This window comes from Rhizobium sp. KDH_Rht_773_N (genome assembly GCF_052946295.1).
Window position 1 is genome coordinate 921,574 of sequence record NZ_CM129525.1, and the last position, 24,394, is coordinate 945,967.

A 24,394-nucleotide genomic window follows, 5' to 3' on the forward strand; every position below is an offset into this window, starting at 1 on the left:
GCAATACAAGAACGGCCGCGGACGGCGGCGATCGGTAGATTTATAGTGAGGGTGTTACCTCAATCTTAACCAAGGCGGCGAGATCGAGGGGATGGGAAGTTACTTCTGGTTCCAGCGGCGGATGACCGGCTCGGTCAGGTCGTGCTCATAACCGAGAACGCTGATGCTCGTCGTATCCAGGATGAAACGCGCGCCATCCTCAGGCGGCAGGCCGAGCCAGCGGGCGGCGAGCACGCGCAGGAAATGCGAGCTGGAAAAGATCAGGACCGGCGCGTTGACCTGACGCAATTCGGCGACGATGCGGTCGGCACGGGCGCCGATATCGGCCGCGGACTCACCGTCGGGGCAGCCGTCGCGGAAAAGCCGCCAGCCGGGGCGCCTGGCCAGGATTTCCTTGGTGGTGATGCCCTCGTAGGCGCCGTAATCCCATTCGGCGAGATCGGGCTTGATGGCGGCCCCTTCCCCGAAGCCGGCAAGCCTGCAGGTATTGTGCGCCCGTTGCGACGGGCTCGACCAGACGGCGGAGACAGAAAGACCTGCCAGCCGCGGAGCGAGCGCGCGGGCAGCCGCCTCGCCGTTGGCCGTGAGAGGAATATCGCTGCGGCCGGTGTGCTGGCCGGACAGGGACCAGGCCGTTTCGCCGTGGCGCACGAGGGTGATTTCGGGAAATGCGCTCATGCCCGTCTCTCCAAAGAAAAAGCGCGGCCAGAGCGCCCTGCGTCCGTTCGGACGCGCAGCGCTCCCATTCCTTGAGTTCTACGCATCGGCCCTTGCGAAAATCAATTCCGATCTTCGCAAGGGCCGATGCAGCGGACCGCGCTTTCGATATCAGAAGGTGAACTTTTCCAATGGCGGCCGCGTCGCCTCGAATTCCTTCAGCTTCGCCTCGTTCTGCGCAATGTAATTGCGGTTGTCGGGCGTTGCGAACTGGTTCTTGGTGATCTGGATCTGCTCGATGAAGAGTTCGTCCCAGCGGAAGCCCATTTCTGAGCCTGCCAGATAGAATTCCCACATGCGGAAGAACTTCTCGTCGTAAAGCGCCACGGCTTCTGCCTTGCGGGCCACGAAGCGCTCGCGCCAGTGGCGCAGCGTATAGGCGTAATGGAGCGGCAGCACTTCGACGTCGCGGGTCAGGAGGCCGGCCTTTTCGAGCGGCACCAGCGTTTCGGCGATCGAGGGAATATAGCCCTGCGGGAAGATATATTTCTCGATGAAGGCGTTGGTGGCGAAGCTCGGCTTCGGGCGCGCGATCGAATGCAGCAGCATGACGCCGTTGTCGTCCAGCAACTCGTGCACCTTCTTGAAGAAGTTGCCGTAATTGCCGATGCCGACATGTTCGAACATGCCGACCGAGACGATACGGTCGAACTTCTTGCCGGTCAGGTAGCGATAGTCCTGCAGCTCGAAACGGACACGATCGGCAAGGCCGCGCCTTTCCGCACGCTCGCGCGAGATCTTCAGCTGCTCTTCGCTGAGCGTGATGCCGGTCACGTCGAGGCCGGGCGTCGATTCCGCCAGATACATGGCCATGCCGCCCCAGCCGGAGCCGATCTCGAGAACGCGCTGGTTGGGCTGCGGCATGAGCTTGGCGGCGATATGGCGCTTCTTGGCGACCTGGGCCTCCTCCAGGCTGATGCCCGGCGGATCGAAATAGGCGCAGGAATATTGCCAGTCCTCGTCGAGGAAGAGTTCGAAGAGCTTTTCGGAGAGGTCGTAATGGTGGGCGACATTACGCTTGTTGTGATTGATCGGCATGCGGCTCTTGAGCTGCTGCATGGCAATGCGGCCGATCAGCAGGGCGGCCATCTTGAAATCGAAGATTTCGTTGGTGGTGTTCTGCTTCACCAGGGCGAGGAAGTCGTAGATGTTGCCCTGTTCGAGAATGAACCGGCCTTCCATATACATTTCGCCGAGCTTCAGCGTCGGATCGCGACGGATCGCATCCTCGGCTTCCTGGTCGGCAAGGCGAACGGCAACCGGGTCGCCGGTGCCGTCGCCAATCGTGTGGGTCTCGCCGCTGGCGAGCGTAAGGGTCAAGGAACCCTTGCGGATGATCTTTTGGACAATCGATAAGAATGCCGACGCCATGGACGCCTCGCAAATGTGACAGGATGGTCACATCAACTTAGTCGCTCTCGCCTGCCTTACAAGCGCCGGATTTAGCACTCGGCAAATTCAATTGCCAAAGTGTGACATTTTTGTCGACATTGGGGCTAAGCCCTTATTTTCGCTTCATGGCTTCGGCGAGTGCCGCGCCAAAGGCGCCCTGACTCTGAGGCTTCGCCGGCGCGGGGCGGCGCTCCTGCTGCGGGCGAGAGCCTGCATTTGCGCGCGACTCGCCGCGCGCAGAACCCGCGGAACCACCGTCATCCTTGCGCATGGAAAGGCCGATGCGCTTGCGTTTCACATCGACCTCGACGACGCGCACCTTGACCACGTCACCAGCCTTCACGATTTCGTGAGGGTCCTTGATGAAGCGGTCGGCGAGCTGCGACACGTGGACGAGGCCGTCCTGATGCACGCCGATATCGACGAAGGCGCCGAAGGCGGCGACGTTGGTGACGGTGCCTTCCAGCATCATGCCGGGCGTCAGGTCGCCGATCTCGTTGACGCCTTCCGCGAAGGTCGCGGTCTTGAAGCTCGGTCGCGGGTCGCGGCCGGGCTTGTCCAGTTCGGCAATGATATCCTTGACCGTCGGCAGGCCGAACTTCTCGTCGATGAACTTGCGCGGGTCGAGCGCCTTCAGCGTGGCGCTGTCGCCCATCAGCGAGCGCAGGTCGCGGCCGCAGGCGGCGACGATCTTCTTGGCCACGCCATAGGCTTCCGGATGCACGGAGGAGGCGTCGAGCGGCTCCTTGCCGTTCGGGATACGCAGGAAGCCGGCCGCCTGTTCGAAGGTGCGCTGGCCGAGGCGGGCGACCTTCAGGAGATCCTTGCGGCTTTCGAAAGCGCCGTTCTGGTCGCGGTGCAGGACGATCGCATCGGCAATCGACCGGCCGAGGCCGGAGACGCGCGCAAGCAGCGGCGCAGACGCCGTATTGAGATCGACGCCGACGGCATTGACGGCATCTTCGACGACCGCATCCAGCGAGCGGGAGAGCTTGGCCTGATCGACATCGTGCTGGTACTGGCCGACGCCGATCGATTTCGGCTCGATCTTGACGAGTTCGGCGAGCGGATCCTGCAGGCGGCGCGCGATGGAGACGGCGCCGCGCAGCGACACGTCGAGCTGCGGGAATTCGGCGGCCGCGGTTTCCGAGGCCGAATAGACGGAAGCACCCGCTTCCGAGACGATGACCTTGGTGGGCTTGGGCGCCGGCAATGCCGCCAGCATGTCGGCCACCAGCTTTTCCGTCTCGCGGCTGCCGGTGCCGTTGCCGATGGCGATCAGCTCGACCTTGTGCTTGCGGATGAGCGAGGCGAGTTCGGCCTGCGTGCCGCGCACGTCGTTCTTCGGCGGGAACGGATAGACGGTCGTCGTATCGAGAAGCTTGCCGGTGCCATCGACGATGGCGACCTTGACGCCGGTGCGGATGCCCGGATCAAGGCCCATCGTGGCGCGCGAGCCGGCGGGCGCCGCCAGAAGCAGGTCCTTCAGATTGCGGGCAAAGACGTGGATCGCCTCTTCCTCCGCCCTTTCGCGCAGTTCGCGCATCAGGTCGAGCGACAGCGACATGGAGAGTTTCACGCGCCAGGTCCAGCTTGCGACATCCATCAGCCAGCGGTCGCCGGGGCGCGAGGCGCCTATCTCGTAGGCGGTGGCGATCATGCGCTCGACCGGCTTGTTGGGCGAGGCGATCTCGGCATCGGCCTCGATCGACAGCGTCAGCACCTCTTCGTTCCAGCCGCGCAGCATGGCAAGCGCACGGTGGCCGGGTACGGTCGCCCAGCGTTCGGAATGGTCGAAATAGTCAGAGAACTTTTCGCCGGTCGCTTCCTTGCCCTCCACGACCCTGGCCTTGAGAAGGGCTGCATTGCGCAAATGGGCGCGCAGCTTGCCGAGCAGGTCGGCATTTTCGGCAAAACCTTCGGCAACGATGTCGCGCGCGCCTTCGAGCGCCGCCTTCACGTCGGGCACGTCGGCATTGACATAGGCTTCGGCGAGAGCCGCCGGCTCCCTGCCGCGCTCGGCCAGGATCGCTGCGGCAAGCGGGCCGAGGCCGCGTTCGCGGGCGATCTCGGCGCGGGTGCGGCGCTTCGGCTTGTAGGGCAGATAGAGGTCTTCCAGCTCGGCTTTGGTGGCGGCGCCGGCAAGCTTCGCCATCAGTTCTTCGGTCATCTTGCCCTGGCCGGTGACGGATTCGACGATCGCATCGCGGCGGGCTTCGAGTTCGCGCAGATAGACGAGGCGTTCGGCCAGCGTGCGCAGCTGCGTATCGTCAAGCCCGCCGGTCACTTCCTTGCGGTAGCGGGCGATGAACGGGACCGTCGCGCCCTCGTCCAGCAGCTCGATCGCCGCCTTGGCCTGATCGGGCCTTGCGTTGATTTCGGCGGAGATGCTTGCTGCGAGCGAACGAAGGTCAGCGGCCATGGGATTTCCTGCGGTTCGTTGGGATTGGCGGACCATAGCGACGAAAAGCGGCAAGGCAATGCCTGCTGCGGCTTTCCACAGCGGAAGCGAGAGCCGCCGCCGATTCAAGCCCCCGTGCGGGGCGCAATTGAGCCTTCCCCATCCCGTTTTTGCGGTTGTGCAGATGCGGCATTCTTTGGTAGCAGAGGCGACCATTTTTGATTGCCCTGCCCCGCAGGCGCCAGGAAAAGAGTACCATGCCGAACCTGCTTCTCGAACTTCGCTCCGAAGAGATCCCCGCCCGCATGCAGCGCAAGGCTGCCGGCGATCTCAAGAAGCTCCTGACCGATGCCCTGGTTGAAGCGGGACTGACCTATGAGGGTGCGCGCGAATATTGGACGCCGCGCCGGCTGACGCTCGACATTCACGGCCTGACGGCCCGCTCGGCCGATATCCGCGAGGAGCGCAAGGGGCCGCGCACCGACGCCAACGAAAAGGCGATCGAAGGCTTCCTGCGGGGTGCGGGCCTTTCCTCCGTTTCCGAAGCGCAGGTCGTCAGCGATCCGAAGAAGGGCGATTTCTACGTCGCCGTCATCTCCAAGCCCGGCCGCGGCGCGGAAGAGATCATCGCCGAAGTCATGCCCGGCATCATCAGGGATTTTCCCTGGCCGAAATCGATGCGCTGGGGCAAGGCCTCCTCGCAGCCCGGATCGCTGCGCTGGGTGCGCCCGCTGCAGTCGATCGTCTGCACCTTCGGAAGCGAGCACGAAGAAACCGTCGTCATTCCCTTCGAGATCGACGGCATCGTCGCCTCCAACGTGACATACGGCCATCGTTTCCATGCGCCTGACGCGATCACCGTCAAGCGTTTCGACGATTATGTCGCGAGCCTCGAAAAGGCGAAGGTCATCCTCGATGCGGAGCGGCGCAAGGACATCATCCTGCACGACGCCCGCGACATCGCCTTTGCGAGCGGGCTGGAACTGGTCGAAGACGAGGGCCTGCTGGAGGAAGTCTCCGGCCTCGTGGAATGGCCGCAGGTGCTGATGGGTTCCTTCGAGGAGGATTACCTTTCGATCCCTTCCGAGATCATCCGCCTGACCATCAAGACCAACCAGAAATGCTTCGTCACCCGCAAACAGGGCGAGGAGACGCTTTCCAACAAGTTCATCCTCGTCTCCAACATCCAGGCGACCGACGGCGGCAAGGAAATCATTCACGGCAACGGCAAGGTCGTGCGCGCGCGCCTCTCCGACGCGCTGCATTTCTGGAAGCGCGACCAGGGCAACCTGCCGGATCTCGAAACGCTGGAAGCATCCGCGAAGAAGTTCGGCCTCGACCTCGCAAAGCCGCTCGACCAGCGCATGGCCAAGCTCGACGCCCTGAACGTGACCTTCCATGCCAAGCTCGGCACGCAGGGCGACCGCGTCGAGCGCATTCGCGCGCTTGCCGCCAAGATCGCCATGCCGGCCAGCGCCGACTATAAGCTGGTGGACCGTGCCGTCGTTCTCTGCAAGGCGGACCTGCGCACCGAAGCCGTCGGCGAATTCCCGGAACTGCAGGGCGTCATGGGCCGCAAATATGCGGTGCTGCAGGGCGAGGACATGTCCGTTTCGACCGCGATCGAAGACCATTACAAGCCGCAGGGTCCGTCCGACCGCGTGCCCGAGGACAAGGTTGCGATCACCGTCGCCCTTGCCGACAAGCTCGACACGCTCATCGGCTTCTGGGCGATCGACGAGAAGCCGACCGGCTCCAAGGACCCGTTTGCGCTGCGCCGCGCGGCGCTCGGCATCATACGCATCCTGCTCGAAAAGCGTGTGCGCGTCACACTGCTGCCGCGCATCGTCTCGCATATGCAGCGCATCGACGCGGATATCGGCGCCAACATTGCCACCGACGACCTGTCGCGGCAGATCGACCTGCTCTCCTTCTTCCACGACCGGCTGAAGGTCTACCTGCGCGACCAGGGCGCCCGCCACGACCTCATCGATGCGGTGCTGACGCCCGAAGCCGACGATCTGCTGATGGTCGCCCGCCGCGTCGAGGCGCTGACGGCCTTCATCACCTCGGAAGACGGCATCAACCTGCTCGCCGGCACCAAACGCGCCACACAGCTTCTGGCCGCCGAAGAGAAGAAGGGCACGGTCGTTGCCGACGGCGTTTCCGAGGCGTTGCTGAGGCTCGATGCCGAGAAGGAACTGTTCGGCGCCATCACCAAGGCCTCCTCGGAAGCGGCCGGTGCCGTTGCGCATGAGGATTTCCGCTCGGCCATGGAAGCCCTGTCGAAGCTGCGCGCCCCGGTCGACCGCTTCTTCACCGACGTTCTCGTCAACGACGAGGATGCGGCGATCCGCGCCAACCGTCTTGCGCTGTTGCGGATGATCCGCGAGGCAACCGGCACGGTGGCGGATTTCTCCAAGATCGCCGGCTGAGACGGACGATGAAAAACAGGGTCTTCGGCCCAGGACGATGACGCGGACATGAATGTGCGCTAGACCTCATCCATGGTGTCGAAGATCCTCGTCAGCGCCTGCCTCATGGGTCATGCCGTCCGCTATGACGGACGCGCGAAGCCGCTTGTGCATCCGGCAATCGGGCGCTGGATGCAGGAGGGCCGGCTGGTAACGATCTGTCCGGAAATGTCGGCCGGGATGCCCGTACCGCGGCCCCCTGCCGAGATCGCAGATGCGGCCGGCGGCGAGGATGTGCTGGCAGGCAAGGCGCGTGTCATGGAACTGACGGGCAGCGACGTGACCGATGAATTCCTGCAGGCGGCTGACAATGCCGTGCGGCTTGCGGTCGCCAATGGCTGCCGTTATGCGCTGCTGATCGACGGCAGCCCGTCCTGCGGTTCCGGCTTCATCTACGACGGCTCGTTTTCCGGCAACCGGCGCGCCGGCAGCGGCGTCACTGCGGCAGCCCTGAGACAGGCGGGTGTCGAAGTCTTCTCGGATCGCGACATCGACCGGCTCGTCGAGCGGATCGGCCGGGCCGACTGACGGCACGGCTGCCGGAAAGACCGGCAGCCGCTAATTTCTTTGGTGATGAAATGCCTTTTGGTCACCCCGCTTTAGGCGGCGCGGCGACCGTGATGGGCGGCGGGAGCGGCTGCGACATTGCCGACACGGAAACCGCGGATGAGGCCGAGCAGTTCGTCGGTATCGGCAGCCAGCGTCTCGGCCGATGCCGTCGTCTCTTCCGCCATGGCGGCGTTCTGCTGGGTGGCGGCGTCGAGCTGGTTCATCGAGGAGGAGATCGAGCGCAGCGTCGTGTCCTGTTCGGAGGCGCTGTGGGCGATCTTGGCGACGATCTCGTTGGCGGCCTTGATCTGGTCGGAGATGCGCTTCAGCGCTTCGCCTGCCTCGCCGACGAGGCGCACGCCATGGTCGACCTGGCTGGACGAGCGGGCGATCTGATCCTTGATCTCCTTGGCGGCAGCCGCCGAGCGCTGGGCCAGTTCGCGCACTTCCTGGGCGACGACGGCAAAGCCCTTGCCGCTTTCGCCGGCACGCGCTGCCTCGACACCGGCGTTCAGTGCCAGAAGGTTGGTCTGGAAGGCGATCTCGTCGATGACGCCGATGATCTTGGAGATTTCCGACGAGGATTTTTCGATGCCGCTCATGGCTTCGATCGCCTGGGTGACGATCGCATCGCTGTGGGTGGCTTCGGTCGAGACCGAGTGAACCCGCTTGCTGGCCTCATGGGCGCCGTCTGCGGTCTGGCGAACGGCAACGGTCAGCTCGTCGAGAGCAGCCGAGGTCTCTTCCAGGCTTGCGGCCTGACGCTCGGTGCGCTGCGACAGCTCGTTGGAGGCGCGGCGGATCTCTTCCTTGGCGACGCCGATGTCACCGCCCTTGGCGCTGACCTGGGCCATGGCAGCTTCCAGATGCGAGAGCGCGTCGTTGAAGTTGTCGCGCAGCGCCGCGTATTTCTGGCCGATATCGGCGCAGCGCACCGTCAGGTCGCCGTGGGCGATCTGTTCCAGCGCCTGGCCGATCGTGCTGACGACGCGGGCCTGCATGGAGGCTTCGTCCTGCTGGTGGCGCAGGTTCGTCTCGCGCTCGCTTTCGAGCGCCAGCTGCTGGGCCGTCTCGCGTTCGGACATCGCATGCCGTTCGCGGATCTTTTCCTGCAGCGACTGCGTTGCCTTCGCCATCATGCCGACTTCGTTGTTCATGCCGGTATGCGGGATCGCGATCGAGACATTCTCGTCGGCAACCGCCTGAAGCGCGTTGTGCACATCCTTCAGCGGGTTCGATATGCCGCGGATGACCAAGTAGGCGGCCACGATGGCGACGAAGAACAGGATGATGCTGCCGGTCAGCGCAGTCAGAATCGTCTGATCGACCTGGGCATCGAGATCGTCCATGTAGACGCCGGTGCAGATGACGATCTTCCATGGGTCGAAAGCTATCGCATAAGCCGTCTTGCGATAATCACCAACGGGCTGGCCGGGCTTGGCCGTGGAATAATATTCAACAAGACCGCCGCCCTGCTGCCCGAGCTTGACCAGCTCCTCGCGGTAGAGCTTGCCCTTGCTGTCCGGCTGGCCCTTGTTGACCTGCCCGACTTTCGAGGCGTCATAGTGGAACATCATCTTGATGTCGTAGTCATAGCCGAAGAAATAGCCGTCCGGATCGTATTTCATGCCGTTGAGCGTGGCGTAAGCCTGCTTCTGGGCGTCTTCGAGCTTCAGTTCGCCGGCGGCGACTCTTGCCTGGTAAAGCTTGAGAACGGAGACCGCCGACTGGACCTCCGAGCGCAGCATGTCGTAGCGTTCCTTGTAGATCGCATCGACCGAGGAGCGGACCTGGAGCGTGGTTGCGATCGCAAACGCAACCATCAGGCCGATGACCAGCAGTATAAGCTGCTTCGATATTTTCAAATTCTTCATGATGCCTCGCAACGGGAAAGGGGGCTGCAGTCCGGTGCGGTTTTCTACCGACTGTGCGAGCGCGCCCGACGAGGGCGACGCATCTACCGCTGCTAAAAGAACATGCTGCGACCGGCTAAGTACAATTGGCATTCACCTTATAATAAAGCCTTAATTTTATTAGATTTTGAACAAATTTCCCTAAAAATCCGGGGGTGTCCAAAAACAGAACCGCCGGACTTTCGTCCGGCGGCCGCACGTGACAGCAATAGCTTTTGGTCGCCCGCTTTAAGCGGCGCGGCGACCGTGATGGGCGGCGGGAACGGCTGCGCCATTGCCGACGCGGAAGCCGCGGATGAGACCGAGCAGTTCGTCGGTATCGGCAGCCAGCGTCTCGGCCGATGCCGTCGTCTCTTCCGCCATGGCGGCGTTCTGCTGGGTGGCGGCGTCGAGCTGGTTCATCGAGGACGAGATCGAGCGCAGAGTCGTGTCCTGTTCGGAGGCGCTGTGGGCGATCTTGGCGACGATTTCGTTGGCGGCCTTGATCTGGTCGGAGATGCGCTTCAGCGCTTCGCCTGCCTCGCCGACGAGGCGCACGCCATGGTCGACCTGGCCGGACGAGCGGGCGATCTGGTCCTTGATCTCCTTGGCGGCAGCCGCCGAGCGCTGGGCCAGTTCGCGCACTTCCTGGGCGACGACGGCAAAGCCCTTGCCGCTTTCGCCGGCACGCGCTGCCTCGACACCGGCGTTCAGTGCCAGAAGGTTGGTCTGGAAGGCGATCTCGTCGATGACGCCGATGATCTTGGAGATTTCCGACGAGGATTTTTCGATGCCGCTCATGGCTTCGATCGCCTGGGTGACGATCGCATCGCTGTGGGTGGCTTCGGTCGAGACCGAGTGAACCCGCTTGCTGGCCTCATGGGCGCCGTCTGCGGTCTGGCGAACGGCAACGGTCAGCTCGTCGAGAGCAGCCGAGGTCTCTTCCAGGCTTGCGGCCTGACGCTCGGTGCGCTGCGACAGCTCGTTGGAGGCGCGGCGGATCTCTTCCTTGGCGACGCCGATGTCACCGCCCTTGGCGCTGACCTGGGCCATGGCAGCTTCCAGATGCGAGAGCGCGTCGTTGAAGTTGTCGCGCAGCGCCGCGTATTTCTGGCCGATATCGGCGCAGCGCACCGTCAGGTCGCCGTGGGCGATCTGTTCCAGCGCCTGGCCGATCGTGCTGACGACGCGGGCCTGCATGGAGGCTTCGTCCTGCTGGTGGCGCAGGTTCGTCTCGCGCTCGCTTTCGAGCGCCAGCTGCTGGGCCGTCTCGCGTTCGGACATCGCATGCCGTTCGCGGATCTTTTCCTGCAGCGACTGCGTTGCCTTCGCCATCATGCCGACTTCGTTGTTCATGCCGGTATGCGGGATCGTAATCGAGACATTCTCGTCGGCAACCGCCTGAAGCGCGTTGTGCACGTCCTTCAGCGGGTTCGATATGCCGCGGATGAAGTAGAAGGCCGTAGCGATACCGGCAACGAAGACGATGGCGCAGGCCGTCAGGGCCTTCCACATGGTTTCGTTGACCTTGGCCTGCAGGTCGTCGAGATAGACACCCGTGCCGACGACGATCTTCCACGGGGCAAAGGCAAGCGAATAGCCGCCCTTCAGGAAGGTCTGGTCGTCGGGATGACCCGGCTTGGACCAATAGTAGTAGGTGCGACCGCCGCCGGCGATGCCGCGCTCGACAAGCTGCTTGCTGAAATGATTGCCGGCCTTGTCGATCTGGCCGCTCATGTCCTTGCCCAGGTTGACCGGGCTTGGATGGAAGAGCTGGACGACATTGTAGTCGAAACCGAAGACATATCCCGCCGGCTGGAACGTAACGCGCTTCAGAACGTCGAACGCTTCGGCCTGGGCGGCCTCATGCGTCATCTGGCCGGCTTTCTCGCGCTCGTAGAAAGTATTGAGAACGGAGACTGCGGATTCGACCTGCGTGCGCAGCATATCGAAACGCTCATCGTAGATCGCCTGCTCGGATGTGCGGATTTCAAAATAGATTGCGACAGCAAACGCCGCCATCAAAACACCGACCAGCGCAAAAAGCTGATGAGCAATCTTGAGTTTCTTCATGATTGACCTCACGGAAAAGATGAAATTCTGTATCCCGGATCGGCCAACTCCCGACCTGCGCGCGAAACATCGCGTGCTCAGCTAGCGCAATCATGCGTCCTCCGGTCCCCCGCTAAGTAAAATTAAGGTGAATGATTAAATTATCTTTTAACGATGGCGGGCCTTCTACTCGGAAGCCCTAGTAGAATTGACGGGTATCTTCTTGCAGACTTGTATAAGTTGCAGTTCCGCACAATCGCAATCGCATAAATTAGGATATACGTATTTAAATAGTGAAAACGCACCCTGCTTATCTTCAGGGTGCGTTCGAAACCTGGAGCGGATCGGCAGGATCTGAATTAGAAACGGAGCTCGAACCTCGAAGCGTCGAGAGGTGCGGTTGCGCCCATGCCGGCCGCGAGCGGCTTCGCCTCGCCGCCAACCACGGCAGCCGTCGCTTCATTGTCGATGCCTTCGCCGGGGACTGCGGGAGCGAGCGCAAGCATCTGCTCGGGCGTCGCCTTGTTCACGAAGAGGACGGGGGAACCGCCCATCCAGTTTTCGGTGCGGTAGATCTTCCTCTCTCCACCGATGTCACGGACCTCGGCTTGCTGGAAAGCGCCGGGGCTGAGCGTCGGCACGGTATATTCCCTCTTGGAAGGATCGGCCTGCAGCGGCGGGCAATGGGCGCAGGTTTCGATACGGATGCTGCCGGCTTTCTTCGGCGCGTCAGGCCCGATCACTTCGATCGAGCCGGCCATGGCCGAACCCGCCGCCAGCAGAAAGACCGCACTGAAGAATACCTGACGCATCACACCCGCTCCGTCTCATGTCAGGAGCCAGAATAGCGCGGCTTTATTTCCATCCCGTCAGAAGAAAAGGTAAAAATTTAGCGAAACGGGCCGTTGCCCACCCGCTCCCTATGCCTTTTCGCGCTCGACCGCGCGCCAGCCGATATCGCGGCGGCAGAAGCCGTTTTCCCATTTTACCCGGTCGAGCAGGGAATAGGCGCGCTCTTTCGCCTCGCCGACCGTGCGGCCGGTCGCCGTCACGTTCAGCACACGGCCACCGGTGGCGACGAGCGCGCCGTCCTTGAGCGATGTGCCGGCATGAAACACCTTCTCGCCCTCGCCTGCTTGCGGCAGCGCGAGGATCGGCGTGTTCTTCTCGTAGGAACCCGGATAACCTTTCGAGGCCATGACGACGGTCAGTGCCGGGTCGTCGCTCCATTCGGCCTCGACCTGATCCAGCGTGCCGTTGGCACAGGCCAGCAGCAGCGGCAGGAGATCGCTCTTCAGCCGCATCATCAGCACCTGGCATTCCGGATCGCCGAAGCGGACATTGTATTCGATGAGTTCCGGCCCCTTGGCCGTAATCATCAGGCCGGCGAAGAAGACGCCGGAGAAGGCATGGCCGCTTTCGGCCATGCCGCGAATGGTCGGCTCGATGATTTCCTTCATCGTGCGTTCGGTCATTGCGGCCGTCATGACCGGAGCCGGCGAATAAGCGCCCATGCCGCCGGTATTCGGGCCGGTATCGCCCTCACCGACGCGCTTGTGGTCCTGGGCGGTTGCGAGGGCCAGGGCGTTCCTGCCGTCGCAGAGGCAGAAGAAGCTCGCTTCCTCGCCGTCGAGATAGGCTTCGACCACCACTTCCGCGCCCGCCTCGCCGAAAGCGCCTTCGAAGCAATCGTCGACGGCGGCCAGCGCCTCGTCCAGCGTCATGGCAACCGTCACACCCTTGCCGGCGGCAAGGCCATCGGCCTTGACGACGATCGGCGCACCCTGCTCACGAATATAGGCCTTGGCTTTCGGGGCGTTGTTGAAGCGCTGGTAAGCGCCGGTCGGGATGTTGTAGCGGGCGCAGATATCCTTGGTGAAGCCCTTGGAGCCCTCAAGCTGGGCGGCGGCGGCAGAGGGACCGAAGACGGCGAAGCCTGCGGCGCGCAACCGGTCGGCAATGCCGGCAACCAGCGGCGCCTCGGGTCCGACGACGACAAAGTCGATTGCCTTTTCCCGGCAGAAGGCAACGACGGCGTCATGGTCATCGACATCGACGGCGACCAATGTCGCATGTTCGGCGATGCCGGGATTGCCGGGCGCGGCGTAGAATTCCGTCATCAGCGGCGATTGCGCCAGCTTCCAGGCGAGTGCGTGCTCACGTCCGCCCGATCCGATCAACAGAACCTTCATGCCCGCTCCCTTTTGCTGCTCGTTTGGCCTGCCGGCCTAGCCCGTTGGTCTGGCGGTTAAGCGGGAAGGCCCGAAAGGTCAAGCGAGAAAGCTTACCAGCCCCCGCCTCCGCCACCTCCTCCACCCCCTCCGGACGAGCCGCCGCCGGAAAAGCCGGAGGACGAACTGGAGGGCGGCGGCGAGGGAATGGTGGAGGCAATGGTCGAGGCCATCGACGAGGAGAAACCGCCGATGCGATCGGAAAAACTGCCGCTGTTGAAATTGCCGGAATACCAGCCGGGGCTGTAGGCGGCCGCGGCCGCCCCGGCGGAAGCGGCTGCCAGCCAGGTTTCGAACGTGCGCGACCACGGCTTTTCGACGCCGAGCGCCACGGCATAGGGCAGCAGCGTCTCGAAATGCTGCGGCGACATCTGCGGCGCGCCCGCCATGTTCATCCGGTCCTTCTCGGCAAGCGTCAGATATTGCCTGAGGCCATCGACGCCGGCCGTCATCTTGGCGCCGAGCGGGGTCGGCGCGCCCATGATGAAGAAATAGAGGATGTTGAGGAGCACGATGCCGCCGACCGCAAAAAGCATCGGCGTTTCGTGGAACTCCATCAACTGGGAGCCAAGCGCCAGCACAATGGACGAGAGAATGCTCAAGGCCACGAAAACGGCAATCGCGATGGCAATGACGGCAAAGATCTTGCCGACGAGCGACCGGCCGCGATGCAGCGCCTTTGCAAAACCGGCCACGAAGACGGACAGGAAGACGGAAATACCGATCGGAACGATCATCAGCGCGATCGTATCCGGCTCCAGCGACCCGAAAACGAAGAGCGTCACCAGGGCGGCGGCACTCAAAATCACGCCGCCGCTGACGTAACCGGCGTTGGAATTGTAATATTTGCCGCGATGTTCCCGTTCGATCGAAGAGCGGAACGTCTGGCCGACGGATTTGACCCTTTCGCCATTGGCCTTGTCGATGGTCAGCGTATCATTGCTGCCGCCAACCGCCTTCAGAAGCTCCGCCTCGCCGGCCTGAAGCTTTTCCTTGCCGAGCGGTTTTCCGGTGCGGCGGATGATGATCGAATCCTTGAGATCTTCCAGCGTGACGTAGCCGCGCACGGCAAGATCGAGCGCGGTCGCCGACAGCGCCGTCCAGCCCTGGCCGGAAAAGCCCCTGTTGTCGATATAGTTGACGAGTGCCGGCGAAATGCCGCCCGGCGGGTCCCAGCGCGGCACGACGATCTCTCGCGCCGGATCGCGGCCGACCTTCAGCCAGGAGCGCGTATAATAGAGGAAGACGAGGATCAACCCGCCGAAACCGATGAAATAGTCGCGGTTGTCGCTGAACCACCAGCTGCTCTCCTGCTCGGCGCTCGGCGGATCGATCGCCCCCTTGCGCAGTTTCGCAACAAAGGTCAGCCCTTCCTCTTCGCCAAGCGGCGCGGTGGTTGCGACGATCAGCCGGCCGCCATCCATGCTGGAACGGGCATTCTTGCCGGTGGCCCCGACCGGGCCGGTGAAGAAGGTGACATCTTCGGGCACAACACCCTGCGGAAAGGTGACTGTGGCTGTGGCCGTGCGGATCGGGAAAATCCAGCCGTTGCCGGTGACGTTCCAATAGAGCTCGTCATGATCGTCGAAATAGCGGACCTGGCGGTTCGTCTTGTAGGTGAAGGCATATTGATGGCGGCCGGCAGGGATCGTCACGTCTTGCGAGCCGGCATAGATGCGAATGCCGCCCGCGATGGATTCCGTATGCCAGGGCTCGTCCACGCCGTCGCGCTTGACCGAGACGACGCTGAAATCGACGCTGCGGCGCCGGCCGCTCGCATCCCTGAAGGTCAGCGGAAAATCGCGGAAGATACCGCGCCGGATGCGATCGCCTTCGGCATTGACGGTGATGGTTTCGGCCACCGTCATCGCCCCGCTCTTTTCCAGCTGGATGGCGGAATCGAAGGAGGCGATGAACTCGGCACCGATGGCTGCCCGCGCAGACAGCACCAGCAGCAGTGCGAAACAAATGCCGAAAAACCGCCGGACCATATGCCCTCCCCCGATTGCGGTTCAGCCCTGACCGTGCTCAGGCCTCGTCTTTGTAGGCAAGCCCCAGCCCCGCCAGCGTGCGCCAGTAAGCCGGGAAGGTCTTGCCGACGCAATCGGGGTCGAGAATGGTGATGCCGTTGATCTTCAGGCCGGCCAGCGCAAAGCTCATGGCGATGCGGTGATCGGCAAAAGTGTCGATATCGGCCGGCAGCGTCTGGCCGGAAAGAGCAGGATCGGAATGGACGATCAGATCGTCGCCCTCCTCGACCGCCAGGCCTTCACGGATATTGTTGAGCCCGGTCGACAGCGCACGGATGCGGTCGCATTCCTTGACGCGCAGGTTGGCGATGCCGACGAAGCGGACCGGCGTCTCGTTGAAGGCGGCGAGAACGGCGATCGTCGGGATGGCGTCCTGCATCTGCGAACCGTCTATTTCGGCCGGCAGGTGCGGGAACCGGGCGATCGTCTCATAGGCCTTGGCATCGGGCTGGGTGAAGGCATCGTTCGCCACGCCGAGATCGATCCTGCCGCCGCTCAACACTTCGGCCGCCCAGAGATAGGTCGCAGCGGATGCATCCGGCTCGATGACGAAATCGGCTGCGGTATAGCCGGTCGGCTGGACGCGCCAGGTCGCGGCGTCGAGCTGCTCCACCTTGGCGCCGAAGGCTTGCATGGCGGCAAGGGTGAGATCGACATATCCGCGAGCGCCGATATCGGTGCCGGCAAGCGCGATCGTGACAGGCGCGTTGGCGCCCGGATTGGCGAGCGGTGCGGCCATCAGGAGCGCGGAGACATACTGGCTGGACAGGCCGGCATCAATCTCGACGCGGCCGGAGGCAAAATGCCCGTTGCCGCGCACCGTCACCGGCGGGCAGCCGGTCGGTGCCTCGGCGTCCAGCCCCAGGGACTTCAGCGCAGCGACCAGCGGGCCGATCGGGCGCTTGCGCATATGCTCGTCGCCATCGACGACGACAGTGCCTTCGACGGAGGCGACGGCCGCCGTCAGGAAGCGCGTCGCCGTGCCGGCATTGCCGAGAAAGAGCGGCGCCTTCGGCTGATGCAGCTTGCCGCTGCCGGTCACGACGAAGGTGGTGTCGTCGGGCTCGTCGATCTGCACGCCCATGGCCCGAAGCGCCTCGGCCATATATTTCGTGTCGTCGCTCTTCAAAGCGCCGGTCAGCCGGCTCGTCCCCTTGGCAAGGCCTGCGAGCAGCAGGGCGCGGTTGGTGATCGACTTGGAGCCCGGGACCACGGCACGACCGGTGAGCGGTTTGCCCGGCGGGATGATGGTGAGCTTGGCTTTACTCATTGCGCTTGTCTCTTCCGTCCATTGCAGCGGCCGCGAGCGGCCTTGTCGGACTGCTCATAGCAGCTTTTGCGCAAAGACAAAGGTCAGAACTTGACTGATGGAACGGCGCGGTCGGCCTCGTTGGTGATTTCGAAATATTCGCGCTTGGCAAAGCCGAACTGGCCGGCGACGAGGTTCGAGGGAAAGCTCTCGACCTTGACGTTCAGATCGCGTGCAGCGCCGTTATAATAGCGGCGCGCCATCTGGATTTCGCTTTCCATCGTCTCCAGCGAGGCCTGCAGCTCGGCGAAATTCTGGTTGGCCTTGAGATCGGGATAGGCTTCGGCCAGCGCCATCAGCCGGCCAAGCGCCTGGCCGAGCAGGCCTTCTGCCTGCGCCCTGCCGGCAACATCGCCGGCGGGAACGGCCTGCGCCCTGTTGCGCAGCTCGACCACCTCTTCCAGCGTCGTCTTTTCGTGAGCGGCGTAGCCCTTGACCGTCTCGATCAGGTTCGGGATCAGATCGGCGCGCCGCTTCAGCTGCACATCGATGCCGGACCAGGCCTCCTCGGCCATCTGGCGGGAACGGACGAGGCCGTTATAAATGAAGATGACGTAGAGTGCGATCAGAACGATGACGCCAAGAGCGATATACATCGCGAATCCCCCGAAAAGCCAATGTGGCCGGAGACTACGCAGGTTTGGCAGATATCGTCAAACGGGGAGTGTGGCGCGACCTTCCATCGCGCCACGGCAGCTCAGGCTGCGGCGTTCACAAGGTCAAAACCACCCGCATCCGTCAGCAGGAACGCTTCGCCGCAGGCCTTGGCGAGCGTGCGCACACGCAGGATGTAGCTCTGGCGCTCGGTGACGGAAATCACGCCGCGGGCGTCGAGCAGGTTGAAGACGTGGCTGGCCTTGATGCACTGGTCGTAGGCCGGGAAGACGCATTTGTGCAGGCGCTGGTTGGCGTTGTCGCCGGGAGCGCCGGCGGCGAGCAGCGCCTGGCATTCCTTCTCGGCATCGATGAAGTGACGATGCAGCATCTCGGTGTTGGCGAATTCGAAATTGTGGCGGGAATATTCCTGCTCGGCCTGCAGGAAGACGTCGCCGTAGCTGATCTTCTCGTCGCCTTCGCGGCCGTTGAAATTCAGGTCGTAGACATTATCGACGCCCTGCACATACATGGCGAGGCGCTCGAGGCCATAGGTCAGTTCGCCGGCGACGGGCGAGCATTCGATGCCGCAGATCTGCTGGAAATAGGTGAACTGCGAGACTTCCATGCCGTCGCACCAGCATTCCCAGCCGAGGCCCCAGGCGCCGAGCGTCGGGCTTTCCCAGTCGTCCTCGACGAAACGGATATCGTGCAGCAGGGGATCGAGGCCGATGGCGGCGAGCGAGCCGAGATAGAGTTCCTGCAGGTTCGGCGGATTCGGCTTCAGGATGACCTGATACTGGTAATAGTGCTGCAGGCGGTTGGGGTTTTCGCCGTAGCGGCCGTCGGAGGGGCGGCGGGAAGGCTGCACATAGGCGGCCTTCCACGGCTTCGGGCCGAGGGCGCGCAGCGTCGTGGCCGGGTGAAATGTGCCGGCGCCGACTTCCATGTCGTAGGGCTGCAGAACCGCACAGCCCTTGTCCGCCCAGTAGTTATGCAGGGTCAGGATCAGCGCCTGGAACGAGCGCTTGGGGTTCATATGGTCTGGAATGGTCGCGGACATGGGATGGCACCGATTGCTTGAAGTATGAGCGCGACAGGTGCCACGGTGGGCCGCAGGGGTCAAGGGCCGCCGTCGGAGCACGCTACAGAAACGGGTTGACGATCGTCAGCTGCTTTTCGACGATCAATCCGGCCGGCATGCCTTCGGAATAGAGCTGGTCGCAACCGGCCCTGAGAGCGGCAGCAACAATCAGGGCGTCATGGAATGAAAAGCGATAACGGTCAGCAAGATCGAGCGCGGCGATAGTGAGATCGTCATCCAGCGCCACGACGGCTGATGCCAATATCAGAATGCTTCCCACCGCCTCCCGAATTTCGGGCCACGACATAGCCAGCGTCTTGCGGCCGATACTGGCAAACCCGTTCAGCACCTGAGCGCTGATGACCGGCGAAGCGGCCAGCAATGCTTGCGCCTTATCCGATCGGGCGTCATCGCTGAACGCATAGACGACGATGGTTGTGTCTATAAAGGGCATCAGCGATGCGTTTGCTTCGTCGCGATCAAACGTCCAATCCGACGGCAGGTTGGCCTGGAGCTTCTAATCCTTTCCAGCGCCCTTTCGCGACTATCGTCCCTCTTTATTCAAAGGCATTGTCTTCGGCAATCCGCACGACGACATCGCCGCCTTCCTTCAGCCCCAGAGCATCGGCAACTTTCGCAAGGATACGGACTGCCAGGCTATTTCCCCATTTTGCGACTTGCATGGCCGCCTCGTGATATACTTCTATTTTTGTATATCATCGTGCCTTTTCCAAGGAAGCTTCTATTCGTCTTCCCGCTTGAGACGATACTCGCCCGTCGCCGGATCCTTCACCAGCGTGCCGATTGCGCCCGTCTGATGCTCTTTGCGGGCGCGGCGCGAGCGCTCGGCAAGCTTCTGCGCGTCGGAGACGAAGCGGCGGTAGAGCCACCAGGCCGCGCAGACGAGGATCAGTAACGTGATAAGTTGTGCCATGTCCCCCTCGCTCCTCCCGTCAAAGCCCGTAGCGGCTCCACAATGCTCTCTCCTCGGCCGCTTCGACAAGCCCCGATGCAAGACCGGATGCCGCACTTTCGAGCGAAACCGGCGACACGCCGGGAATGCGGCGGCCGAGCAGGCCGCGGGCGGCCGTGACCAGCTGCAGCTTCGTCTTCTGGCCGTAACGTTTCTTCAGTTCCTGGCGCATGTCGCCGAGGCCGTCGATCAGGCCGAGTTCCAGGCCGCGCGTGCCGCTCCAGAAGAGGCCGGAGAAGACGGTCGCATCGTCCGTCAGCTTGCCGGCGCGGCGCTCGCGCACCATGGAGATGAAGACCTGGTGGATCTCGATCTGCAGGCTCTTCAGATATTCGATATCCTTTTCCTTCTCCGGCTGGAAAGGATCGAGGATCACCTTGTTTTCGCCCGCCGTATAGACGCGGCGCTCGACGCCGATCTTCTTCAGAAGCTCGGGAAAGCCGAAGCCGCCGGAGACGACGCCGATCGAGCCGACGATGGAGGTGGGGTCGGCGATGATCTCGTCGCCGGCGAGCGCGATCATATAGCCGCCCGAAGCTGCCACATCCTCCACGAAGACCAGCACCTTCTTCTGCTTTTCCCGCGCCAGCTCACGGATGCGGGTGAAGATGAGGCGCGACTGGACGGGCGAGCCGCCCGGCGAATTGATGGCAATGGCAACGGCCGGCGCATCCTTCATCGAGAAGGCTTTTTCCAGCACCGGCGCGACATTGGCGAGATTGAGGGTCGGGCGGAACTGGCCGCCGCCGCTGATGATCGCGCCCTGCAGCCTGACGACGGGGATGACGATCCCATCCCTGCGAAACCGCTTCGGCATCAGCTTTCTCAAAAATCCGGCCATTTCTCTTCCTTCACCACAATCGGCACCCACCACAACCGGCGTCATGACAGGCGGCGCCAGCATGCATACGCACATTACAAGGGCATTGCATGTATGCGCTGCAACGGCAAACGCAATGGCCGCAGGGCCAAAACATCGCTTCTCGATTTTCTTGTTGCGAATGACTTGCATTATCATTCTAATCAGGCATAGTGCCGGCATGGCTCAACAGGTGAAAATGGCATGGACATTCTGAATCCGAATGCAAAGGGCGGCTGGCGCACCGAGCGCGAGGAGGCTTCGCTCTCCGACGTCTATCGTACGATTGGCCTTGGACGGCACAGCTCCCCGTGGCGGCGCGCGGCAGCCTTCCTCGGCCCCGGCTACATGGTGGCGGTCGGCTATATGGACCCCGGCAACTGGGCGACTTCGCTCGCCGGCGGATCGAAATTCGGCTATGCGCTGCTGACTGTCGCACTGCTTTCGAACCTGATGGCGATCGTGCTGCAATCGCTTTGCGCGCGTCTGGCGATCGGCTCGGGCCGCGACCTGGCGCAGGCCTGCCGCGACGCCTACCCGCCTTTTGTCGCCGTGCCGCTCTGGGCCTTTGCGGAAATCGCCATCATCGCCACCGATATTGCCGAGGTGATCGGCACGGCGATCGGCCTCAACCTGCTTTTCGGCATCCCGCTCGAAATCGGCGTGCTGATAACCGCGCTCGACGTGTTCCTCATCCTGCTGCTGCAGAGGCTCGGCTTCCGCTGGATCGAGGCCTTCATCATCACGCTGCTCGGCGTCATCGCGATCTGCTTTGCGGTCCAGATTTTCCTTGCCGACCCGCAATGGGGCGCCGTCATCAAGGGCTTCCTGCCCACGCCCGAAGTCGTCACCAATCCGGAAATGCTCTATCTGGCGCTCGGCATTCTCGGCGCGACGGTGATGCCGCACAATCTCTACCTTCATTCCGGCATCGTGCAGACGCGCTCCTACGGCCATACCGTGCCGGAGAAGAAGGAGGCGCTGACCTTTGCGACCATCGATTCCACCGTGGCGCTCTGCTTCGCTCTTCTGATCAACGCTTCGATCCTGATCCTTGCCGCGGCGGCCTTCAATGCCAACGGCCGGACGGATATCGTGGAACTGGGCGAGGCGCACTCGCTGCTGTCGCCGCTGCTCGGCCTTGCCATTGCGCCCACGCTCTTCGGCATCGCGCTGCTCTGCTGCGGCCTGAATTCGACGGTTACGGCCACGCTTGCCGGGCAGATCGTCATGGAAGGCTTCCTGAAGATCCGCCTGAAGCCGTGGGTTCGCCGCCTGATCACCCGCGCCATCGCCATCGTTCCCGCCGCCTTCGTGACGATCTGGTACGGCGACCAGGGCACGGCCGAACTGCTGATCCTGACCCAGGTGGTGCTGAGCCTGCAGCTTTCCTTCGCCGTCTTCCCGCTCGTCATGTTCACGGCAAGCAGGGCGAAGATGGGAGAGCTGGTCGCGCCGAAATGGCTGAGCGCGATTGCCTACGTGATCGCTGTCGTGATCGCCGGGCTGAACGTCAAGCTGCTCCTGGACTTCGTGACCGGGGGTTAGAGCCGGCGATACGCCGCACGGCCATTGTTGAAATCATCGACGAGAGGGGAGAACTTGTGGCTCCCCTCTTCGTGCATGATAAGGGGCGCACGCAGCGACAGCCGCGCCCGCGACCCCTTGATCGCCGTCACGAGAATACGGACGGCATTTTCCCCTTCGCGCGGATGGATGGCGGTGATCTCGATGCCGCCGAAGCGCCGGCCGCAGGCGTCGATGATCTCGGCGATCGATTGCGGCCTCGCGATCAGCGAAAGCTGGCCGCCCGGGATCATGATGGCGCCGGCCGTGCGGATCCAGCTTTCGAACAGACCATCGGTCATGGCATGGGCTTCGGCCTTCAGCGCATCCGGTGTCCGGCGGTCGCCGGCATCGTTGAAGGGCGGGTTCATAATAACGTGATCGAAGCTTTCGTCGGTCAGGCCCGCGTCGTTGCGCGCTTTGGCGGTCAGCGTCACATCGGCTTCGACGACCGAGACGCGGCCGGCCATATGGGCATTGTCGGAAAGCTCGATGCTGCGGCGGGCGTAATCGACCATCTCCGCCGAGCGTTCGAAGAGCACGACTTCGGCTTTCGGAAGTCGGGAGGCGACGGCAAGGCCGGCAGCGCCTGCGCCGGCACCGAGATCGGCCACCCTGACCGGCCGATCGTCGGCAACGAGGGCGGCGAGCAGCATGGCGTCCATGCCGGCGCGGTGGCCCCTTCCCTTCGGCTGGACGATATGGAAAAGGCCGCGATGAAAGGCGTCTATCGTATCCGTTACCGCCCCGGTCATATCGTCACTTCCGCTCGCGCAGCTCGCCGCCGAGACCGGCATCGGTCAGGATGCGGCGGGCCTGATCGGCCATCTCCTCGTCGACCAGCAGCCGGCGCGGCAACATGCCGAGCGAACCTTCCAGCACGCTCATGCCCTGATCGGCGATGAAGCAGGCAATTCCCGCATCCTTCATGAGGCTCTCGGCAAAGGAGAGCAGAACGGGATCGTTTGCGCGGATAAGCTCATGCATTTGCCGTCGTTTTCCCTTCCGAATCTGCTGGCAGCGACAATTCACCCCTTGCCGCCTCCATCGCCCCTTTCTATTGTCAAAGACAACGAATGAACAGGAGTCCGGGTCGTTGGGCGTGGTCATACCGCTAGAAGAAAACAAAAACAAACTGGCTTCCATCAAGCCGCTGGTGGACCTCACCAGGGCCGACATGGAGCGGGTGAACCAGCTTATCCTTTCCAAGGCCGGCTCGGACGTGCAGATGATCCCGGAGGTGGCGAACCATCTCATCTCCTCCGGCGGCAAGCGCCTGCGGCCGATGCTGACGCTCGCGGCGGCCTCGCTGTTCGGCTACAGGGGCGAAAACCACATCAAGCTCGCCACGTCGGTCGAGTTCATGCACACGGCAACGCTTCTGCATGACGACGTGGTGGACGAAAGCGACCTGCGCCGCGGCAAGTCGACGGCGCGCACGATCTGGGGCAACCAGGCAAGCGTTCTCGTCGGCGACTTCCTGCTCGGCCAGGCCTTCCGCATGATGGTCGAGGTCGGCTCGCTGGAAGCGCTCGACGTGCTTTCCTCCGCGGCCTGCGTCATCGCCGAGGGCGAGGTCCTGCAGCTGTCGGTCGCCAAGAACATGGAAACGACCGAGGACGACTACCTCTCGGTCATCCGCGCCAAGACGGCGGCCCTCTTTGCCGCCGCCGCCGAAGTCGGCCCGATCGTCGCGGAAACCGGCAAATCCGGCCGCAACGCGCTGAAATCCTACGGCATGAATCTCGGCCTCGCCTTCCAGCTCGTCGACGACGCGCTTGATTACGGCGGCAAGGCTGCCGATCTCGGCAAGAATGTCGGCGACGATTTCCGTGAGGGCAAGATCACGCTGCCGATCATCCTCGCCTATCGCCGCGGTACGCAGGAAGAGCGCGCCTTCTGGCGCGATGCGATCGAGGGCGGCAACAGCAGCGACGCCAATCTGGAAAAGGCGCTCGGCCTCATCACCAAATACGGCACGCTGAACGACACGATCCAGCGGGCGGTCCATTACGGCACGATTGCCCGCGATGCGCTTGCGCCGCTGCCGGACAGCGCCTGGAAATCGGCGCTGATGGAAGTCATCGACTTCTGCATCGAGCGTGTGAACTGAGGCGTGCCTGCGCATGACCTATCACGCCGCCGCAATGCAGCTGCGCGTTTCGTGCGGCGGCACAATCAAACGTCCTTGAACGAGGGCTGAATTTCTTGCAGGGGCGCTTCAAAAAAGCCATCCTGTTGTGAATCAGTGTTTTCAACTGATTTTGCGGT

General features: G+C 62.9%; 21 protein-coding genes. 4 read left to right on the plus strand and 17 right to left on the minus strand.

Translation table 11 applies throughout. The annotated features are described in order from the left end of the window. Positions 1–99: 99 nt before the first annotated feature. The 3 genes from ACU8HS_RS04785 to ACU8HS_RS04795 form a co-directional block, all read right to left on the minus strand. Positions 100–678 carry a histidine phosphatase family protein gene (locus ACU8HS_RS04785; RefSeq protein WP_113414548.1) on the minus strand — a complete coding sequence of 193 codons (579 nt, stop codon included), beginning with the start codon at positions 676–678 and terminating at the stop codon, positions 100–102. A 150-nt stretch (positions 679–828) separates the two neighbouring features. Continuing rightward, positions 829–2,088 (minus strand): class I SAM-dependent methyltransferase, encoded by a 1,260-nt coding sequence (locus ACU8HS_RS04790; RefSeq protein WP_112704512.1) that lies wholly within the window; start codon positions 2,086–2,088, stop codon positions 829–831. Positions 2,089–2,221: 133 nt separating this feature from the next. Continuing rightward, the gene (locus ACU8HS_RS04795; RefSeq protein ID WP_447015488.1) at positions 2,222–4,531 is read right to left on the minus strand and encodes a Tex family protein; all 2,310 of its coding nucleotides are present in this window, start codon (positions 4,529–4,531) and stop codon (positions 2,222–2,224) included. A gap of 236 nt (positions 4,532–4,767) precedes the next feature. On the opposite strand from ACU8HS_RS04795, the gene glyS reads away from it, so the two are divergent. After that, a complete protein-coding gene (gene glyS, locus ACU8HS_RS04800) occupies positions 4,768–6,945 on the plus strand; it encodes a glycine--tRNA ligase subunit beta (RefSeq protein WP_447015489.1) in 2,178 nt (725 codons plus the stop codon). A 72-nt stretch (positions 6,946–7,017) separates the two neighbouring features. Continuing rightward, positions 7,018–7,512: a DUF523 domain-containing protein gene (locus tag ACU8HS_RS04805; protein WP_447015490.1), complete on the plus strand. Its 495-nt coding sequence runs from the start codon at positions 7,018–7,020 to the stop codon at positions 7,510–7,512. Positions 7,513–7,583: 71 nt separating this feature from the next. Here ACU8HS_RS04805 and ACU8HS_RS04810 read toward each other — a convergent pair whose 3' ends face one another. The 12 genes from ACU8HS_RS04810 to ACU8HS_RS04865 all read right to left on the minus strand — a co-directional run bounded on the left by ACU8HS_RS04810 (position 7,584) and on the right by ACU8HS_RS04865 (position 20,539). Continuing rightward, a complete protein-coding gene (locus ACU8HS_RS04810; protein ID WP_447015491.1) occupies positions 7,584–9,407 on the minus strand; it encodes a methyl-accepting chemotaxis protein in 1,824 nt (607 codons plus the stop codon). A gap of 267 nt (positions 9,408–9,674) precedes the next feature. Beyond that, positions 9,675–11,498, minus strand: a complete 1,824-nt coding sequence (locus ACU8HS_RS04815; protein WP_447015492.1) for a methyl-accepting chemotaxis protein — start codon at positions 11,496–11,498, stop codon at positions 9,675–9,677. Between the two features lie 338 nt (positions 11,499–11,836). After that, complete coding sequence (locus ACU8HS_RS04820; RefSeq protein WP_447015493.1) at positions 11,837–12,289, minus strand: plant virulence effector HPE1-like domain-containing protein; 453 nt, start codon at positions 12,287–12,289, stop codon at positions 11,837–11,839. 108 nt (positions 12,290–12,397) lie between these two features. Beyond that, the gene (purD, locus tag ACU8HS_RS04825; protein WP_112706381.1) at positions 12,398–13,669 is read right to left on the minus strand and encodes a phosphoribosylamine--glycine ligase; all 1,272 of its coding nucleotides are present in this window, start codon (positions 13,667–13,669) and stop codon (positions 12,398–12,400) included. A 92-nt stretch (positions 13,670–13,761) separates the two neighbouring features. Next, a complete protein-coding gene (locus tag ACU8HS_RS04830) occupies positions 13,762–15,699 on the minus strand; it encodes a DUF2207 domain-containing protein (protein ID WP_447015494.1) in 1,938 nt (645 codons plus the stop codon). A gap of 37 nt (positions 15,700–15,736) precedes the next feature. Then, complete coding sequence (locus ACU8HS_RS04835) at positions 15,737–17,008, minus strand: 3-phosphoshikimate 1-carboxyvinyltransferase (protein ID WP_112572811.1); 1,272 nt, start codon at positions 17,006–17,008, stop codon at positions 15,737–15,739. An 83-nt stretch (positions 17,009–17,091) separates the two neighbouring features. Beyond that, the gene (locus ACU8HS_RS04840; protein ID WP_113414749.1) at positions 17,092–17,643 is read right to left on the minus strand and encodes a LemA family protein; all 552 of its coding nucleotides are present in this window, start codon (positions 17,641–17,643) and stop codon (positions 17,092–17,094) included. 101 nt (positions 17,644–17,744) lie between these two features. Continuing rightward, positions 17,745–18,704, minus strand: coding sequence for a glycine--tRNA ligase subunit alpha (locus ACU8HS_RS04845; protein ID WP_112572815.1), 960 nt, complete (start codon positions 18,702–18,704; stop codon positions 17,745–17,747). A gap of 82 nt (positions 18,705–18,786) precedes the next feature. Next, entirely contained in the window at positions 18,787–19,179 is a 393-nt protein-coding gene (locus ACU8HS_RS04850; RefSeq protein ID WP_113414748.1) for a PIN domain-containing protein, read from the minus strand. Positions 19,180–19,282: 103 nt separating this feature from the next. Beyond that, complete coding sequence (locus ACU8HS_RS04855; RefSeq protein ID WP_113414747.1) at positions 19,283–19,408, minus strand: AbrB/MazE/SpoVT family DNA-binding domain-containing protein; 126 nt, start codon at positions 19,406–19,408, stop codon at positions 19,283–19,285. Positions 19,409–19,467: 59 nt separating this feature from the next. Further along, complete coding sequence (locus ACU8HS_RS04860) at positions 19,468–19,659, minus strand: hypothetical protein (protein ID WP_112572817.1); 192 nt, start codon at positions 19,657–19,659, stop codon at positions 19,468–19,470. 19 nt (positions 19,660–19,678) lie between these two features. Beyond that, positions 19,679–20,539, minus strand: coding sequence for a S49 family peptidase (locus ACU8HS_RS04865; protein WP_447015495.1), 861 nt, complete (start codon positions 20,537–20,539; stop codon positions 19,679–19,681). Between the two features lie 222 nt (positions 20,540–20,761). Between ACU8HS_RS04865 and ACU8HS_RS04870 the strand changes: the two genes are divergently transcribed. Next, complete coding sequence (locus tag ACU8HS_RS04870) at positions 20,762–22,105, plus strand: Nramp family divalent metal transporter (RefSeq protein WP_112706377.1); 1,344 nt, start codon at positions 20,762–20,764, stop codon at positions 22,103–22,105. Here the strand turns inward: ACU8HS_RS04870 and ACU8HS_RS04875 are convergent. Together ACU8HS_RS04875 and ACU8HS_RS04880 are read right to left on the minus strand one after the other, a co-directional pair. After that, positions 22,102–22,878: a methyltransferase gene (locus ACU8HS_RS04875; RefSeq protein ID WP_112706376.1), complete on the minus strand. Its 777-nt coding sequence runs from the start codon at positions 22,876–22,878 to the stop codon at positions 22,102–22,104. The genes ACU8HS_RS04870 and ACU8HS_RS04875 overlap by 4 nt on opposite strands. 4 nt (positions 22,879–22,882) lie before the next feature. After that, complete coding sequence (locus ACU8HS_RS04880) at positions 22,883–23,110, minus strand: putative signal transducing protein (RefSeq protein WP_112572824.1); 228 nt, start codon at positions 23,108–23,110, stop codon at positions 22,883–22,885. Positions 23,111–23,219: 109 nt separating this feature from the next. Between ACU8HS_RS04880 and ACU8HS_RS04885 the strand changes: the two genes are divergently transcribed. Next, entirely contained in the window at positions 23,220–24,236 is a 1,017-nt protein-coding gene (locus ACU8HS_RS04885) for a polyprenyl synthetase family protein (RefSeq protein ID WP_112706375.1), read from the plus strand. Positions 24,237–24,394: the final 158 nt, after the last annotated feature.